Origin of the sequence: Brevundimonas albigilva (assembly GCF_023573565.1) — a bacterium.
Classification (GTDB): domain Bacteria; phylum Pseudomonadota; class Alphaproteobacteria; order Caulobacterales; family Caulobacteraceae; genus Brevundimonas; species Brevundimonas albigilva.
This window is the reverse complement of sequence record NZ_CP097649.1, coordinates 2,066,963-2,083,018: the sequence shown is the minus strand read 5'-3', so window position 1 is coordinate 2,083,018 and position 16,056 is coordinate 2,066,963. Positions and strand designations below refer to the sequence as shown.

Annotated in this window: 13 protein-coding genes; 11 read left to right on the top strand and 2 right to left on the bottom strand. The window is 70.1% G+C overall.

Translation table 11 applies throughout. The annotated features are described in order from the left end of the window. Positions 1-71 precede the first annotated feature (71 nt). The 8 genes from M8231_RS10440 to M8231_RS10405 all read left to right on the top strand — a co-directional run bounded on the left by M8231_RS10440 (position 72) and on the right by M8231_RS10405 (position 8,281). On the top strand, positions 72-758 hold the full coding sequence (locus tag M8231_RS10440) for a Fe2+-dependent dioxygenase (protein WP_249750025.1): 687 nt from the start codon (positions 72-74) through the stop codon (positions 756-758). A 72-nt stretch (positions 759-830) separates the two neighbouring features. After that, complete coding sequence (locus M8231_RS10435) at positions 831-2,864, top strand: TonB-dependent receptor (RefSeq protein WP_250201429.1); 2,034 nt, start codon at positions 831-833, stop codon at positions 2,862-2,864. A 56-nt stretch (positions 2,865-2,920) separates the two neighbouring features. Then, positions 2,921-3,610 carry a PepSY-associated TM helix domain-containing protein gene (locus M8231_RS10430; RefSeq protein WP_249750027.1) on the top strand — a complete coding sequence of 230 codons (690 nt, stop codon included), beginning with the start codon at positions 2,921-2,923 and terminating at the stop codon, positions 3,608-3,610. Between the two features lie 23 nt (positions 3,611-3,633). After that, complete coding sequence (locus M8231_RS10425; protein WP_249750028.1) at positions 3,634-4,143, top strand: DUF2271 domain-containing protein; 510 nt, start codon at positions 3,634-3,636, stop codon at positions 4,141-4,143. Between the two features lie 12 nt (positions 4,144-4,155). Beyond that, positions 4,156-4,956 (top strand): DUF4198 domain-containing protein, encoded by an 801-nt coding sequence (locus M8231_RS10420; RefSeq protein ID WP_249750029.1) that lies wholly within the window; start codon positions 4,156-4,158, stop codon positions 4,954-4,956. Positions 4,957-4,965: 9 nt separating this feature from the next. After that, positions 4,966-6,063 carry an FAD:protein FMN transferase gene (locus tag M8231_RS10415; protein ID WP_250201428.1) on the top strand — a complete coding sequence of 366 codons (1,098 nt, stop codon included), beginning with the start codon at positions 4,966-4,968 and terminating at the stop codon, positions 6,061-6,063. Further along, positions 6,060-7,424 carry a sulfite reductase subunit alpha gene (locus M8231_RS10410; protein WP_250201427.1) on the top strand — a complete coding sequence of 455 codons (1,365 nt, stop codon included), beginning with the start codon at positions 6,060-6,062 and terminating at the stop codon, positions 7,422-7,424. The genes M8231_RS10415 and M8231_RS10410 overlap by 4 nt, the downstream gene beginning before the upstream one ends. A 59-nt stretch (positions 7,425-7,483) precedes the next feature. Then, positions 7,484-8,281 carry a glycoside hydrolase family 16 protein gene (locus tag M8231_RS10405; protein ID WP_250201426.1) on the top strand — a complete coding sequence of 266 codons (798 nt, stop codon included), beginning with the start codon at positions 7,484-7,486 and terminating at the stop codon, positions 8,279-8,281. Here M8231_RS10405 and M8231_RS10400 read toward each other — a convergent pair. Next, positions 8,263-9,672 carry a UDP-N-acetylmuramate--L-alanine ligase gene (locus M8231_RS10400; protein WP_249750030.1) on the bottom strand — a complete coding sequence of 470 codons (1,410 nt, stop codon included), beginning with the start codon at positions 9,670-9,672 and terminating at the stop codon, positions 8,263-8,265. The two genes, M8231_RS10405 and M8231_RS10400, sit on opposite strands and share 19 nt — an antisense overlap. Positions 9,673-9,744: 72 nt before the next feature. On the opposite strand from M8231_RS10400, the gene M8231_RS10395 reads away from it, so the two are divergent. Next, entirely contained in the window at positions 9,745-10,566 is an 822-nt protein-coding gene (locus tag M8231_RS10395) for an LD-carboxypeptidase (protein WP_249750031.1), read from the top strand. 234 nt (positions 10,567-10,800) lie between these two features. Here the strand turns inward: M8231_RS10395 and M8231_RS10390 are convergent, their stop codons facing one another. Beyond that, positions 10,801-12,024 carry a patatin-like phospholipase family protein gene (locus tag M8231_RS10390; RefSeq protein ID WP_250201425.1) on the bottom strand — a complete coding sequence of 408 codons (1,224 nt, stop codon included), beginning with the start codon at positions 12,022-12,024 and terminating at the stop codon, positions 10,801-10,803. A gap of 83 nt (positions 12,025-12,107) precedes the next feature. On the opposite strand from M8231_RS10390, the gene dnaG reads away from it, so the two are divergent. Next, complete coding sequence (gene dnaG, locus M8231_RS10385) at positions 12,108-13,970, top strand: DNA primase (protein ID WP_249750034.1); 1,863 nt, start codon at positions 12,108-12,110, stop codon at positions 13,968-13,970. A 72-nt stretch (positions 13,971-14,042) separates the two neighbouring features. Further along, entirely contained in the window at positions 14,043-15,986 is a 1,944-nt protein-coding gene (gene rpoD, locus M8231_RS10380) for an RNA polymerase sigma factor RpoD (RefSeq protein WP_249750035.1), read from the top strand. Positions 15,987-16,056 lie beyond the last annotated feature (70 nt).

The following is a 16,056-nucleotide window of genomic DNA, read 5'->3' as shown; positions in this document are numbered from 1 at the left end:
GCCCGATCCCCGGCCTATCCTGACGGCCCCGTCCCCCGGCGGGGCCGTCTTCCTTTTCGGCGAGGCCCGCCATGCTGCTGCACATCCCCCAGGTCTTCACCAAGGACGAGGTGGCCGTCCTGCGCGGCAAGCTGGACGCCGGTCCCTGGGCCGACGGCAACATGACCTCGGGCCACCAGTCGGCGACCGCCAAGCGGAACCAGCAGCTGCCCGAGGATTCCGCCGTCGCGCGCGAAGTCTCGGCCCTGGTCGCCCAGGCGCTGCACGCCAACCCCATGTTCGTCGCCGCCGCCCTGCCGCACACCCTCTTCCCGCCGCTGTTCAACCGCTACGAGGGCGGGGGCGAGTTCGGGACCCATGTCGACAACGCCATCCGTCAGCAGCGCGGCGGCGGCGCCTTGCGCATCCGCAGCGACCTGTCGGCCACCCTGTTCCTGTCCGAGCCCGAGGACTACGACGGCGGCGAGCTGGTGGTGGAGGAGATGTACGGTTCCCAGTCGGTCAAGCTGCCGGCCGGGGACCTGGTCCTCTATCCGTCCAAGAGCCTGCACCACGTCACCCCGGTGACGCGCGGCGCGCGGGTGTCGTCCTTCATGTGGCTGCAAAGCCTGGTGCGCGACGACGGCGACCGCGAGATGCTGTTCCGGCTGGACGTCGCCACCCAGCGCGTGGCCGTGGAAAAGGGGCCGAAGGACCAGGCGGTGATCGAGCTGACCGGCGTCTATCACAACCTGCTGCGCCGTTGGGCCGAGGTGTGACTTCCGGGCGACGCTGAGGTTTTTCGCCGCGCGGGGGTGAACCGGATCGAAGCGTGGCTATTGTAACCCCTGATGTTCCAGGACGCTCCGCCCCCCGCACCGCCCGCCCAGGTTTCCGACGTGGTGGTCACCGCCGCACGCCTGCCGCCCGCCGCCGCCGACGCCGCCTTTTCGGTGACGCGACTGGATCCCCAGGTGCTGGGTCGTTCCACCCGCCTGGACGAGGCGTTGCGAAGCGTGCCGGCCGTGTCGCTGTTCCGGCGGACCACGAGCCTGGCCGCCAATCCGACCACCCAGGGGATCTCGTTGCGCGCCATCGCCCCGTCCGGGGCTGGCCGCACCCTGGTCACGCTGGACGGCGTGCCGCTGAACGACCCGTTCGGCGGCTGGGTCATCTGGTCCCAGGCGGCGCCCGAGGCGCTTGAGGGCGTGGACGTGATCCGGGGCGCCGGGGCCGGCCCCTATGGCGCCGGCGCGTTGACGGGCACGATCCAGCTGCGCGAGCGGGATTCGGGCGGCGTGCTGGACCTGTCCGTCGCGGAACGGGGCGGGGCGCGAGCCGCGGGGTCCGGCTCGACCCAGCTGGGCGCGGTTCGCCTGACGGCCTCGGGCCTCTATGAGGTCAGCGACGGCTATGTTCCGGTGCGCGGCGCCGCGGCGGGGGCGGCGGACACGCCCCTGGATCTGGACAGCCGCAGCGCGTCGTTGCGGGCCGATGCGCCGGTCGGCTCGGCCGCCTTGTCCCTGCGCGCCTCGACCTGGGAGGAGGATCGCGGGTCCGGCCTGGCGAACACCCGCGCCAACGCCAGCGGCCACGCGCTGAGCGCCACCCTGGCTCGGGCGCCCCAGGCTGGCGACTATGGCTGGCGTCTTCAGGGCTGGAGGATCGAAAGCGATTTCGCCAACAGTTCGGCGTCGGTCGCCGCGGATCGCGCGACCACCACGCCGGCCAACGACCAGTATAAGACCCCGGCCGCGGGGTGGGGCGTGAACGCCGCCCTGCGCCGCCGCGCGGCCTCGGTCGCGGGCGGGCGGTTGGAGTGGGAGGTCGGCGCCGACGCCCGCTTCAACGAGGGCCAGACCAACGAACGGTTCAGCAATCCGACCGGCGCCGGCTTCACCAAGGGCCGCAAGGCGGGCGGCGAGACCGCCGTGGCCGGCGGCTACGTCGATGCGTCCTGGAGCGACGAGGCCTGGCTGGTCGCCGGCGGCCTGCGATGGGACCATTGGGAGAACACCGCCGGCTTCCGCTACGAGTACGACCTGGCCACCGGCGCGGCGCTGCTGGACGAGACCGACGCCGATCGCGACGGTGAAGTGGTCAGCGGCCGCCTGGCCGTGCGGCGCGACCTGGGCCAGGGTTACGCCGCGCGCGCGGCCGCCTATTCCGGGTTCCGTCCCGCGACGTTGAACGAACTGCACCGGCCGTTCCGCGTCGGCAACGACATCACCGAGGCCAACGCCGCCTTGGAGCCGGAGACGCTGCGCGGCGTGGAGGCCGGCCTGGCCTTCGACCAGGACGGGCGGGCCTGGGGCGCGACCGTCTTCTGGAACGAGATCGAGGACGCCATCGTCAACGTCACGATCGGCGAGGGGCCGGGGACCTTCCCGCGCGCGGGCTTCGTGCCGGCGGGCGGCGTCCTGAGACAGAGGCAGAATGCGGGGACCATCAAGGCGTGGGGCGTGGAGCTAAATGGGTCGACGCGCCTGTCCGAGACGATTTCCCTGGACGCCGCCCTGGCCTGGACGGACGCCGAGGTCGATGGCGGGACGGCGGCGCCCCAGCTGACCGGCTTGCGCCCGGCCCAGGCGCCCGAATGGAGCGCCACGGCCGGCCTTGACTGGCGCATCTCGCCCCGCCTGACCCTGGCGGTCGCGGCGCGTTACGAATCCGAGCGTTTCGACGACGATCTGAATAGCCGCGTGCTGGACGCCGCGGTGACGGCGGACGTCCGGGCGGAATGGGCGATGCGCGCGGGCGCGACCCTGTGGCTGGCCGCCGACAACCTGTTCGACGCCGATGTGGAGGTGTCGGAGACCGGAACTGGCGTGGCGGGTTACGGCCCGCCGCGGACGCTGAGGGCGGGCGTGCGGCTGGCCTACTGATCGTCGCCGCCGCCACTGCTATTGAAAACGGTTCGCAACAGTGGCAGAGCGGTCGCGTGACCGATCTCGCCCCGCAACGTCAGGCTGAATCCGCCAAGCCCGCCAGGCCTCAGCCCGCCAAGCCGAAGGCGGCGCTGAATGGCGCGCGGTCGTTCTGGCTGAAGCAGCTGCATTCCTGGCACTGGATTTCGGCGGCGCTCAGCCTGGTCGGCATGATCCTGTTCGCCGTCACGGGGATCACCCTGAACCACGCGGCCCAGATCCCGGCCGAGCCGGTCACGGTCGAGCAGACCGCGACCCTGCCGCAGCCGCTGCTTGACCGCCTGTCGTCATTCCCGGACGAAACGACCGACCCGGCGCCCGAGGCGGTCGCGCGCTGGGCCTCCCGGACGTTGTCGGTCGACATCGCCGGCAAGCCGACCGAGACCACGCCCGATGAAATCTACGTCGCCCTGCCGACGCCCGGCGGCGACGGCTGGCTGACCATCGACCGGGCGACAGGCGACGCCCTGCACGAAAACACCACCCGCGGCTGGATCGCCTACCTGAACGACCTGCACAAGGGCCGGAACGCCGGCCCGGTCTGGTACTGGTTCATCGACGTCTTCGCCGTGGCCTGCGTGATCTTCGCGGTCACCGGCCTGGGCCTGATGTGGCTTCACGCGCGGGGGCGGCCGTCGACCTGGCCCCTGGCGGGCCTCGGCCTGCTGATCCCCGTCGTCATCGCCCTGATCTTCATTCACTGAGCCAATCGCCGAGAGTGTACCGGATGCGCCTTCTTCCCATCGTCGTCACCACCGCCGGCCTGGCCGCGGCCGCGCCGGCCCTGGCCGCCGACCTGTCGGTCTCGGTCGACATCCCCCGCCTGAACACGGCCTCCTACCACCGCCCCTATGTGGCGATCTGGATCGAACAGCCCGATCAGACCGCCGTTCGCACCCTGGCGGTCTGGTACCAGCAGACCCGCAACAACGAGGGCGACGGCAAGGACTGGCTGAAGGATCTGCGCACCTGGTGGAGAAAGGGCGGTCGCGCCATGACCCTGCCGGCCGACGGCGTGTCGGGCGCCACGCGCGCGCCGGGAACCCAGACCGTCCGCGTGCCGGGCGCGCGCCTGGCCGGCCTGCAGCCCGGGCAATACAACATCGTCGTCGAGGCGGCGCGCGAACTGGGCGGCCGTGAATCCGTGCGCGTCCCGTTCCGCTGGGGCGCGCCCAACACCGGCCAGGCCTCCGGCTCCAATGAACTGGGCGCCGTGCGCGTCGCCGTCACCCGCTAAAGGATCGTCGCCATGAAGAAATCCCTCGCCCTGCTGGCCCTCACCGCCGTCCTGGCTGCGCCGATGGCCGCCCAGGCCCACCGCGCCTGGATGGCGCCGGCCTACACCGTGCTGTCGGGCAACGACGGCTGGGTCAGCTTCGACGCCGGAATGTCCAACGGGGTCTTCATCCCCGACCACAACGCCATGCGGCTGAACGGCCTGGTCATCACCGCGCCGGACGGCTCGGCCGCCCAGGCCGAGAACCAGATGCAGGGCCGCTACCGCTCGACCTTCGATCTGCATCTGACCCAGAACGGCACCTACAAGGTCGCCAACGTCATGAACGGATTCATGGCCAGCTACACCCTGAACGGCGAGCAGAAGCGCTGGCGCGGATCGGCGGCGGAGTTTCCGGCCGCCCTGCCGCAGGGCGCGACCGACGTGCGGGCCACGCGCACCGCGAACCGCATCGAGACCTTCGTCACCCTGAACAATCCGACCGACACGGTCTTCGCCCCGACCAACGAAGGGCTGGAGATGGTCCCGGTCACCCATCCCAACGACCTGGTGGCGGGCGAGGCGGCGACGTTCAAGCTGCTGAACGACGGGCGGCCGGCGGCGGACCTGGACGTCACCGTCGCGCGGGGCGGCCTGCGCTATCGCGACAATCCCGAGGAATCGACCGTCAAGACGGGCGCCGACGGGACGTTCTCGATCACCTGGCCCGAAGCGGGGATGTACTGGCTGAACGCCTCGGTGCGCAGCGAGGGCCAGGGCGATCAGCCGGGCGCCAATGCGCAATATGTGGCGGTGGTCGAGGTCCTGCCCTAAGCGGGTCGGATGACCGACAAACCCTTCCAGCCCGCAAGTCGGGCCGCGCCGTCTCCCGTCAGCATCGGCGACGCCGCGCCCTTGGCCGACCGGTCGGGCGACCGCGTGCTGATTCCGCCCGTGGCGCAGGCTCCCGAGCGACCGCCCAGCGACATCGTCTGGTCGCTGGGCGGCCAGACGATGGGGACGACCTGGAACGCGCGCCTCATCGCCCCGCCCGGCGCCGACAAGGCCGCGTTCCAGTCGGCGATCGAGGCGGAACTGGCCGAAATCGTGCGCCTGTTCAGCCCGTGGGAGCGGGGCAGCGAGATCAGCCGGTTCAACGCGGCCCCCCAGGGGGTCTGGGCGGTGTCGCAGGCGTTCTGGGACTTTCTGGACGCCGCCATGGACCTGGGCGACGAGACCAACGGGGCGGTCGATCCCACCCTGGGCGCCCTGGTCGATCTGTGGGGCTTCGGCCCCCCCGGTCCTCGTTCGCCCCTGTTGCCGACGCCCGAGGACGAGGAGATCGTCGCCGCCTTGAAGGTGTCGGGCTGGCAGAAACTGCGGTTGAACCGCGACGCCCGCGCGGTGATGCAGATGGGCGGCATGAAGCTGGATTTCTCCGCCCTGGCCAAGGGCCATGCGGTGGACCGGGTCTCTGACCGCCTCATGGCGATGGGCGCGACCTCGCACCTGGTCGAGATCGGCGGCGAGCTGAAGGGAAGAGGCGTCAAGCCGGACGCCCAGCCCTGGTGGGCCGAGATCGAGCGGCTAGCGGACAGCCCCGCGCCGCGCACCGTGGTCGCCCTGCACGAACTGGCCGTGGCCACCAGCGGCGACTATCGCCGTGCGTTCGAGCATCAGGGTCGGCTCTATCCGCACACCATCGACGGCTCGACCGGCCAGCCGGTGGACAATGGCCTGGCCTCGGTCAGCGTGCTGCACGCCCAGGCGCTGAGAGCCGACGCCTACGCCACCGCCCTGACCGTCATGGGGCCCTACGACGGGCCCGAGTTCGCGGAAGGCCTCGGCCTGGCGGCGCATTTCGTCCAGCGCACCGACCGGGGACTGGTCGAGCGCATGACCCCGGCCTGGCGCGCCATGATGGACGACGACACGGCGTGACCCTCGATCCTGCCCGCTGGCTGTGGGCGGCCGGCGCGATCCTGCTCTGGCTGGCCCTGATCGCCCTGATCGTCTGGCGCGAAAGACGGGCCAGGGCCCGCGCCCGCGCCCGGTCCGAGGCGATGGCGGGAGACAGCGAGGCCGTTCTGGTCGCCTTCGCCAGCCAGACGGGCTTTGCGGAGGAGCTGGCCTGGATGACGGCCAAGGCCCTGGGACAGGGCGGCGTGGGCGCGCGGGTGCTGTCCTTCTCCGACATGGACATTGAGACGCTGAAGACGGCCGGCCGCGCCTTGCTGATCGTCTCGACCACGGGGGAGGGCGATCCGCCCGACGCCGCCGCGGGCTTCGTGCGCAGGGCGATGGGGTGCAACGCCGACCTGTCCGATCTTCGCTTCGGCCTGTTGGCCCTGGGGGACCGGTCCTACGACCGGTTTTGCGGCTTCGGTCACGCCGTGGACGGGTGGCTGCGGCGATCGGGCGCCGAGCCCCTGTTCGATCCGGTCGAGGTGGACGATGGCGACGCCGGCGCCATCCGCCACTGGCAGCACCAGCTGAACCAGATCGCGGGCGTCGCGTCCGCGCCGGACTGGACGCCGCCGGCCTACGAGCCGTGGCGGCTAGCGTCGCGAACCTTGGTCAATCCGGGTTCGCCAGGCGCTGAGGCCTATCACCTGGCGTTCGAGCCGGCGGGGCCCGCGCCCGATTGGTCGGCCGGCGACATAGCCGAGATCGGGGTCCCGGCTCGCGACGGCCAGCCCGCGCCCGGCGCGCGCGAATACTCCATCGCCTCCCTGCCGGAGGATGGACGGCTGGAGTTGCTGATCCGGCTGATGCGCCGCCCCGACGGCCAGCTCGGCTTGGCGTCGGGGTGGCTGACCCAGACCCTGGCCCTGGGCGACGAGGTCGGGATGCGGGTGCGGGTCAACCGGGGCTTCCACGGCCCCTCGGCCGAGACGCCCCTGATTCTGATCGGCAACGGCACCGGGATCGCGGGCTTGCGCGCACACCTGAAGGCGCGCGCCTCGGCCGGCGCCGGGGCCTGGCTGCTGTTCGGGGAACGGACGCGCGCGCACGACGCCTTCTTCGACGCCGAGCTTCAGGCCTGGCTCGCCTCGGGCGTGCTGACCCGGCTGGATCGAGCCTTTTCGCGGGACGCCGGCGGCGGCCGTTACGTGCAGGACCTGATCTCATCCGCCGCCGCCGACGTCCGCGCCTGGGTCGATCGTGGGGCCGCCGTCTATGTCTGCGGCAGCCTGGAGGGTATGTCGCAGGGGGTGAATTCGGCGTTGCAGCAGGCGCTGGGCGAGGCGCGTCTGCTGGAGCTGCTGGAAACCGGACGTTACCGCCGCGACGTCTATTAGGGTTTTCCACCCCGCCGACACCCTGTCATCAAGGGCGAAGGACGCTGGGAGGTCTGATCATGTTCATGCTCGCCGCCGCCTTGGCTATGGCGTCTCCGGACCCTGCGCCCCCCGGCCATGATCTGGTCTGGGCCGACGAGTTCGATCGCGACGGCGCGCCCGATGCGTCGAAGTGGACCTATGACACGCACGCCAATCGCGGCGGCTGGTACAACAACGAGGCCCAGTACTATTCCGCCGATCGCCTGGAGAACGCGCGGGTCGAGGACGGCGTGCTGGTCATCGAGGCGCGGCGCGAGCGCATGGAGCCGACGCCCGCCGACTGGGGCGGACAGGACTACACCTCGGCGCGGCTGATCTCGACGGCGGGCTGGCGGGGCGGCTTCGTGGAAACCCGCGCCAAGCTGCCGTGCGGACGTGGAAGCTGGCCCGCCATCTGGATGTTGCCCCAGTCGCCCTCGGGCTGGCCCATCGGCGGCGAGATCGACATCATGGAGCACGTCGGCCACCGGCCGGGCGTCGTTCACGCCTCGATCCATACGCAAGCCTACAACCACGTGCGCGGCACCCAGAGCACGGCGACCACCCAGGTCGCGGACGCCTGCGACGCCTTTCATCTCTATCAGGTGCGCTGGACGGCGGACGAGATCGTCTTCCTGATCGACGACGCGCCGATCCACCGCTTCGCCAACGACGGGCGCGGCGATCCGGAAACCTGGCCGTTCGACAAGCCCTTCCACCTGATCCTGAACATCGCCGTCGGCGGCGACTGGGGCGGCGAGGAGGGGGTGGACGACGCCGCCTTCCCGCAGCGGATGGAGGTCGACTACGTCCGCGTCTATCGACCGGCCGACTGATCCAGCCGGTTCAGCAGGTCGCGCGCGAAGTCCGACAGGGTGTCGTCGCGGGCCCCCATGACCACGATCCGGTCGCCGGGGCGGACCATGCTCATGATCCGGTCGCCGCAGGCCGCGCGGTCCGCCAGGGCCTCGGCGTTGCGTCCGGCGGCGCGCACGCCCGAGGCGATATCCTCTGATCCCACGCTGCGATCGGTGGTGCCGCCGTAATAGACGGGCTCGGGCATCACAAGCACGTCGTCGGGCCGCAGCAGGCCGGCGAACCCCTGGATGAACTCTTCCCTCATCAGCTTCAGCGGGCCGAACCCGTGCGGCTGGAACAGGATCAGCAACCGGCCATCGAAGGCGTGCAGCGTCTTCAGCGTGGCGGCGATCTTGTCGGGGTTGTGGGCGAAGTCGTCGATGACGGTGACGTCGCCGGCCGTCCCGACCACCTCCATCCGCCTTCGGATGCCGGCGAAGGTCTCCAGCGCGCGCACGGCCTCGGCCACCGGGACGCCCAGCGCCTGGACCGCGCCGATGGCCGCCAGGGCGTTGGCGACGTTGTGGGCGCCCGGCGCGTTCAGCACGACGTCGAACTCGGTCCAGCCCGCGATCAGTCGGAACTTCATGCCCGCCGGCAGCGGCTCCAGGTCGTGGGCGGACAGGTCGGCCGCCTCTTCGCCCAGGCCGAAGGTGATCGCCTTGCCGGGCGCCAGCGTCTGGGCCAGGGCGGCGGTTTCGGGGTTGTCCAGGTTCAGAACGGCCGTGCGGGCCCGGCCGACGAAGCCGCCGAACAGGTCGCGCAGCTCCTCCATCGACTTGTGGTCCAGCGAGATGTTGGACACCACCGCCACCGTCGGATCGTAGCGGGCGATGGAGCCGTCGGATTCGTCCACCTCGGCCACGAACAGCGCCGGGTCGCCGACCAGGGCGCTGGCGAACGGATGGTCCGCGTCGGCGAAGTTCTTCATCACCGCCCCGTTCATCACGGTCGGCGCCCGACCGGTCTGGTGCAGGATCCAGGCGATCATGCCGGTGATCGTGGACTTGCCGCTGGTGCCCGCCACGCCGACCGAGGTCTCGGCGGCGTTGAACAGTTCGCTTAGCAGCTGGGGGCGGGTCTTGATCGCCGCGCCGACGCGACGGGCTGCGCCGATGTCGGGCACCGTGTCCTCGACCGCTCCGGTGGCCACCACGATCTGGTCGGGCCGCGTCACCCCGGACCCGTCCTGGGGGTGCAGGGTCACGCCGTGCGCGCGCAGCCAGTCGAACTTCTCGGGCGTCCGGCCCTGGTCCAGGGCGCGATCCGAGCCCTCGATCCGTCCGCCGCGCGCCTGGACGATCAGGGCCAGGGGCAGCATCCCCGATCCGCCGATGCCGCAGAAGAAGTAGGAGGCGTCTTGATTCATGGAGGCGAAACCGGGAGGACTGGACCGCGCCTGACTAGCACGGGCGATGCCCGGGGCCAGACGGAACTTGTCATGAAGATCGGCGTCGTCGTCGCCAGTTCGCGCTTTTCCAAGGATCGGGCCAAGGCCGTCGACGCCTGGATGGCCGCCCACTTCCCCGATCGGTCGGTCTCGGTGGTGTTCCATCCGTCCTGCTTTCTGAAGCACGGCCACTTCGCCGGGGACGACGCGGCCCGGGCCGACGCCTTTGTGGACTTCGCCAACGATCCGCGCCTGGACGCCATCTGGTTCGGACGGGGCGGCTACGGCGCCTGCCGCATCGCCGAGGCGGTTCTGCCGCGCCTGACGGCGGTGGCGCGCAAGAAGAAATACATGGGTTATTCCGACGCCGGCAGCCTGTTGGCGATCCTGTACAAGGCCGGCTTTCCCCATCTGGCGCACGGGCCGATGGCGTCCGACGCCATCCGTCACGACGAGACGGCCTATCGCGCCCTCAACTGGTTCCTGCGGGACGATCCCGCCTCGCTGGAGCCGTCCCTGCTCAGCGACCCGCGCCCGGCGGTCGCCTTCAACCTGTCGATCATCGACCAGCTGGTCGGAACCGCGCTGGAGCCGGATCTGAGCGGCCACGTCCTGATGCTGGAGGAGGTGTCGGAGGCGCTCTATCGCGTCGACCGGATGATGTTCCACCTGACCGGTCAGGCCTCGATCCGACGGGTGGCGGGCATCCGTCTGGGGCGCGTCTCCGACGTGACCTTCAACGATCCCGATTTCGGCCAGACGCCCGAAAAGATCGTGCGCTTCTGGTGCGGTCGCGCGGGCATTCCCTATCTGGGCGCCGCCGACATCGGCCACGACGCGGCCAACAAGGTCGTGCCCTTCGGCCGCCGGTGAGCAGGCCTCTCGTTGCGGCGCGGCGCGGCGCGAAAGACACAGTCTCGCCCAATTCCTTGACGGGCCGGCGCATCCCCCTCGACAGCCGCCGCATCGCGACGTCAGATGCAGGTCCGCGAGGCGTTAGGACTTCGTTAGCCAAGGCGTTGGGGGACGCGGCGGCTACGCCTCCGCGATGCGGCGGTTCGTTCGGAGTCGGGGGATGACGGACGAACCGCCTGATCGCCTTCGCTTTCACTGATCCTGCGATGGGGCCGGCGTTCGCTCGCCGGCGGCCGCCACCGTGTCGCTGCTCGAGGATTCCGCGCGCGGCGGCAACAGGGGCGCGGCCCGGCCCTGCGCATCCATGACGGTGCGCCAGGCCTGCCCGGCCTGCATGGCCGCGCGGCCCGCCTGGAAGAGGCGATTCATGTTCTCGCGGCCGAAATCCAGGCTGTCCTCCTCGGTCTCGGGGCCGATCATGGCGACGTTCATGGTCATGCCGTTGACGCGGGCGAACTGCGCCGTATTGGCCAGGTCCGAGCGGGTGATCGCCTTCATCATGGTGTCGAAACTGCGCGCGGCGATCCGCGCCGGGCTGAGCGTCGCGACCTGAAACTTGGGCTCGGGCTTGCCGTTGACGAGCACCCAGATCCGCCCTTCGCCCCGCGCACCCAGATTGTCCGCCAGCAGCAGCGGTTCCGGCGCCACCAGGAAGTTGGCGACCGTGCCCCCGTCGACATGGATTTCGCTGACCTGCCGTCCGTCGTGATCATAGGTCAGCGGCACCGGCGGGAAGGCGCCGGGAATGCTGGCCGAGGCGATCAGCACGTTCACGAACAGCACCCTTGACGCGACATCGTCGCGGCTGGCCAGGGCGCCCATGTCCCACACGATCTGGGTCTGGGTGTCCAGGCTGGTCGTGGCGACATAGAGCCGGCGGCCCTTGGCGTGCTCCGCCGCGACGGCGCGCAACAGCGTCTCGTCGACATTGTCCAGCACCAGGTCGCGCAAGGGGGCCGGATCGAACACGCCCGGCAGGAACAGGGCCAGCAGCCCCCGCGACTTCAACAGACCGTCGGCCTGGCCCCCGGTGTAGGCCTGGGTCAGGGCGGGGTCGAACGATCGTCCGGCGAAGACGAACGGCGCGATCAGGGCGCCGGTCGACACCCCCGTCACCACCTCGAAGGTCGGCGGATCCGGCCAGGCCGTCATCACTCCGGCGCCCCACGCTCCGTTGGCGCCGCCGCCGGACAGGGCCAGCAGGTCGAACCGACCGTCGGCCGGCGCCTGGGCGGCGCGCCGGGTGTCCGCCTCGAACCGCGCCCGGGCCGTGTCGCTGGAGAAGTCGTAGCGATAAGGCGGGCTGGCGGCGGCCAGCTCGGCCTGGGTGAACCCCGGTCGCGGCAGCGTCTGGCAGGCGGCCGCCCCCAGGGCCGCGAGCATGAGGCAGGTCAGGGCGAAGCGGCGCGTTTCCATGCAAGACCTTTGGCCCGGCGCGGATCGCTCGACAAGTCCGCCCGCCGCTGGCGCGCGGCCCGGCCGGGGGCTAAGGATCGGCGGTGCGCTTCGACGAACGCTTCATCGACGAATTGAAGGCCCGCCTTCGCCCGTCCGACGTGATCGGGCGGACGGTGAAGCTCAAGCGCCAGGGGCGCGAGTTCGTCGGCCTGTCGCCCTTCACGAAGGAGAAGTCGCCCAGTTTTTTCGTCAATGACGACAAGGGCTTCTTCCACGACTTCAGCTCGGGCAAGCACGGCGACATCATCTCCTTCCTGCAGGAGACCGAGCGGCTGAGCTTCGTCGAGGCGGTGCAGCGCCTGGCCGGCGAGGCGGGGCTGCAGCTTCCGGCCGAGGATCCCCAGGCGGTCGAGCGCGAGCAGAAGCGCCAGGGCCTGTCGGACTGGATGGACCTGGCCCAGAAGTGGTTCGCCGCCAATCTGCGCCGCACGCCGGGCAAGGCGGCGCGCGAGTACCTGGACAGGCGCGGCCTGCCCGAGGACCAGTGGGAACGCTTCGGCCTGGGCTATGCGCCCAACGATCGCGAGGGGTTGAAGCAGGCGCTGATCCAGCGCGGGGCGCGCCCCGCCGATCTGGTCGAGGCCGGTCTGCTGATCGCGCCCGAGGGCGGCGGCCAGCCCTATGACCGGTTCCGCGACCGGCTGATGTTCCCGATCCTGGACGCGCGCGGGCGGATCGTCAGCTTCGGCGGCCGGGCGATGAATCCCGACGACCGGGCCAAATATCTGAACGGGCCGGAAAGCCCGCTGTTTCACAAGGGCGCGACCCTCTACGGCCTGCCCGAGGCGCGGCGCATCCTGGGCGCCGAGAGCCGCAGCGACCAGGCGATCATCGTGGTCGAGGGCTATATGGACGTCATCGCCTGCCAGCGGGCGGGCCTTCCCGCCGTCGCGCCGATGGGCACGGCCCTGACCGAAGAGCAGATGGAGCGGCTGTGGCGGGTCAGTCATGAACCCGTCCTGTGTTTCGACGGCGACGCGGCCGGCCTGCGCGCCGCCTATCGCGCCATCGAACGGTCGCTGCCGCTGTTGAAGGCCGGGCGGTCGTTCCGCTTCGCCCTGCTGAGCGGCGGACAGGATCCCGACGACATCCTGCGCGAAAAGGGCGCGCCGGCCCTGCGTCAGGCGTTGGGCGAGACCCACGCCTTTTCCGAGGTCCTGTTTCGTCGCGAGCAGGACGCCGAGCTTCTGGACACGCCCGAGCGCAAGGCCGGGTTCAAGGCGCGCCTGCGCCAGGCCGCCCAGGCGATCCAGGATCGCGACCTGGCCGAGCAGTATCGTCGCGACCTGTTCGATCGCTTCGACGCCCTGTTCCCGCGATCTCAACCTCGTGCGCCCTGGACGCCGGGGCAGGGGCGCGGCGGCCGGTTCGGTCCGCCGCCCAAGCAGGGCCAGACGGCCGAGGGCGCCCAGGCGATGCAGTCGCTGATCCGCGCCATCGAACCCGTGCCGGCGGCCCTCGCCCACGGGGCCATCGACGATCCCGAACGGATGGACGACCATCTGGAGGCGATCGCGGCCCACGGATTCGGCGACCGGGGCCTGGACGGGCTGGCGCAGGAGCTGGTCCGATTGCGTCTGTCGGGACAATCCCTTGACTCTGCGGCCATGCGTCGCCATCTGGCGCAATCGGGTCACGATGCCTTAGTGCGCGAGGTCGAGAAGGCGGCGGCGAAGTCCGGCGCGCCATTCCTGGCCGCAAATGCGCCCCTCGCCGAGGCAAGGGTCCGATGGTCGCAGGCGTTCGACGCTTCGACGCGCGTCGCCGCGTTGGAGGACGCCTTGGCCCAGGCGCGCGACGTGCCCGGGCAAGATGAGGCGTTCCGCCGGCTGAAGGCCGAGCGGGATGCGCTTCGCCGTGCGATCAAAGCCGGGACGATATGGGAAGACAACGCGGGCTCGTAACCTTACGGACCGCCGGGCATTGTATTTTCGTCGGGGGGCCTGATCACCGCCTCGACCGGAGACAGACTGAATATGAGCGCACAGACCGAAACGCAGGAAGCCGAAGTCTCGACCGACGGGCCCCTGCTCGATCTGACGGACGCCGGCGTCAAGAAGTTCATCAAGCAGGCCAAGGCCCGCGGCTATGTGACGATGGAGGAGCTGAACAAGGTTCTGCCCTCGGAAGAAGTGACGCCCGACGCCATCGAGGACACGCTGGCGATGCTGTCCGAAATGGGCGTGAACGTGGTGGAGGCCGAGGAGGACGCGCAGGAGCAGCAGTCCACCGACGTCGCCGCCGCCGCCGGAACCGCCGTCGCCGAGACGCCCGCCAAGGCCGCCTATGATCGCACCGACGACCCGGTGCGGATGTATCTGCGCGAGATGGGCTCGGTCGAACTGCTGAGCCGCGAGGGCGAGATCGCCATCGCCAAGCGCATCGAAGCCGGTCGCGACGCCATGATCTCGGGTCTGTGCGAAAGCGCCCTGACGTTCGAGGCCATCATGGTCTGGCGCGACGAGCTCGAGAACAACCGCATCCTGCTGCGCGAGGTCATCGACCTGGACGCCACCTACGGCGTGCTGAACCCCTCGTCCCTGCCGGGCGCCGCCCAGCCCGAGGGCGAAGAGGAAGACGAGCCCGAGGAAAAATCGGCGGAAGACAAGCCGGAGTCGGACGACGAGGACGAGGACGACTTCGACGACGGCGGCGGCATGTCGATCTCGGCGCTGGAGGCGGAGCTGAGGGATGGGGTGATGGAGGTGCTGAACGCCATCGCCGCCGACTTCGGCGAGTTCCGCGGGCTGCAGGACAAGCTGGTGCAGGCGCGGCTGAAGGGCGAGACCCTGAGCGCCAAGGACCAGAAGACCTACGAGGCGCTGACGACGGCCATTTCCGACCGTCTGAAGACGATGAAGCTGAACAACAACCGCATCGAGGCGCTGGTCGAGCAGCTGTATGCGATCAACAAGCGGCTGATCGGCCTGGAAGGCCGGCTGCTGCGCCTGGCCGACAGCTACGGCATCTCGCGGCCCGAGTTCCTGAAGGCCTATTTCGGCGCCGAGCTGGACCCCAACTGGACCGAGAACGTCAAGGACATGGGCGTGCGCTGGACCAAGTTCAGCGAGAACGAGGCCAGCCAGATCGCGACCATTCGCACCGACGTCGCCGCCGTGGCGCTGGAAGCCGGCCTGCCGATCGACGACTATCGCCGCATCGTCCAGACGGTGCAGAAGGGCGAACGCGAGGCGCGCCAGGCCAAGAAGGAGATGGTCGAGGCCAACCTGCGCCTGGTGATCTCCATCGCCAAGAAATACACCAACCGCGGCCTGCAGTTCCTGGACCTGATCCAGGAGGGCAACATCGGCCTGATGAAGGCGGTCGACAAGTTCGAGTACCGCCGCGGCTACAAGTTCTCGACCTACGCCACTTGGTGGATCCGTCAGGCGATCACCCGCTCGATCGCCGACCAGGCGCGGACCATCCGCATTCCGGTGCACATGATCGAGACGATCAACAAGATCGTCCGCACCAGCCGCCAGATGCTGCACGAGATCGGCCGCGAGCCGACGCCGGAGGAACTGGCCGAAAAGCTGGCCATGCCGCTGGAGAAGGTGCGCAAGGTCCTGAAGATCGCCAAGGAGCCGATCAGCCTGGAAACCCCCATCGGGGACGAGGAGGATTCGCACCTGGGCGACTTCATCGAGGACAAGAACGCCGTCCTGCCGATCGACGCCGCCATCCAGTCCAACCTGCGCGAGACCACGACCCGCGTGCTGGCGTCGCTGACGCCGCGCGAGGAGCGGGTGCTGCGGATGCGCTTCGGCATCGGCATGAACACCGATCACACGCTGGAAGAGGTCGGCCAGCAGTTCAGCGTGACCCGCGAACGCATCCGCCAGATCGAGGCCAAGGCGCTGCGCAAGCTGAAGCACCCCAGCCGGAGCCGCAAGCTGCGGTCCTTCCTGGACAGCTGAGACAAGGCAGGGGCGGCTCCGACGGGGCCGCCCCTTCGCTTTCGGCATGAGAGAATTGGACGACGGCGCG

What these genes read in the sequence shown, in the direction of transcription:
- M8231_RS10440 (WP_249750025.1), top strand. Translation starts at nt 72, where the DNA reads ATGCTGCTGCACATCCCCCAGGTCTTCACCAAGGACGAGGTGGCCGTC.
- M8231_RS10435 (WP_250201429.1), top strand. Translation starts at nt 831, where the DNA reads ATGTTCCAGGACGCTCCGCCCCCCGCACCGCCCGCCCAGGTTTCCGAC.
- M8231_RS10425 (WP_249750028.1), top strand. Translation starts at nt 3,634, where the DNA reads ATGCGCCTTCTTCCCATCGTCGTCACCACCGCCGGCCTGGCCGCGGCC.
- M8231_RS10420 (WP_249750029.1), top strand. Translation starts at nt 4,156, where the DNA reads ATGAAGAAATCCCTCGCCCTGCTGGCCCTCACCGCCGTCCTGGCTGCG.
- M8231_RS10415 (WP_250201428.1), top strand. Translation starts at nt 4,966, where the DNA reads ATGACCGACAAACCCTTCCAGCCCGCAAGTCGGGCCGCGCCGTCTCCC.
- M8231_RS10405 (WP_250201426.1), top strand. Translation starts at nt 7,484, where the DNA reads ATGTTCATGCTCGCCGCCGCCTTGGCTATGGCGTCTCCGGACCCTGCG.
- M8231_RS10400 (WP_249750030.1), bottom strand. Translation starts at nt 9,672, where the DNA reads ATGAATCAAGACGCCTCCTACTTCTTCTGCGGCATCGGCGGATCGGGG.
- M8231_RS10395 (WP_249750031.1), top strand. Translation starts at nt 9,745, where the DNA reads ATGAAGATCGGCGTCGTCGTCGCCAGTTCGCGCTTTTCCAAGGATCGG.
- M8231_RS10390 (WP_250201425.1), bottom strand. Translation starts at nt 12,024, where the DNA reads ATGGAAACGCGCCGCTTCGCCCTGACCTGCCTCATGCTCGCGGCCCTG.
- rpoD (WP_249750035.1), top strand. Translation starts at nt 14,043, where the DNA reads ATGAGCGCACAGACCGAAACGCAGGAAGCCGAAGTCTCGACCGACGGG.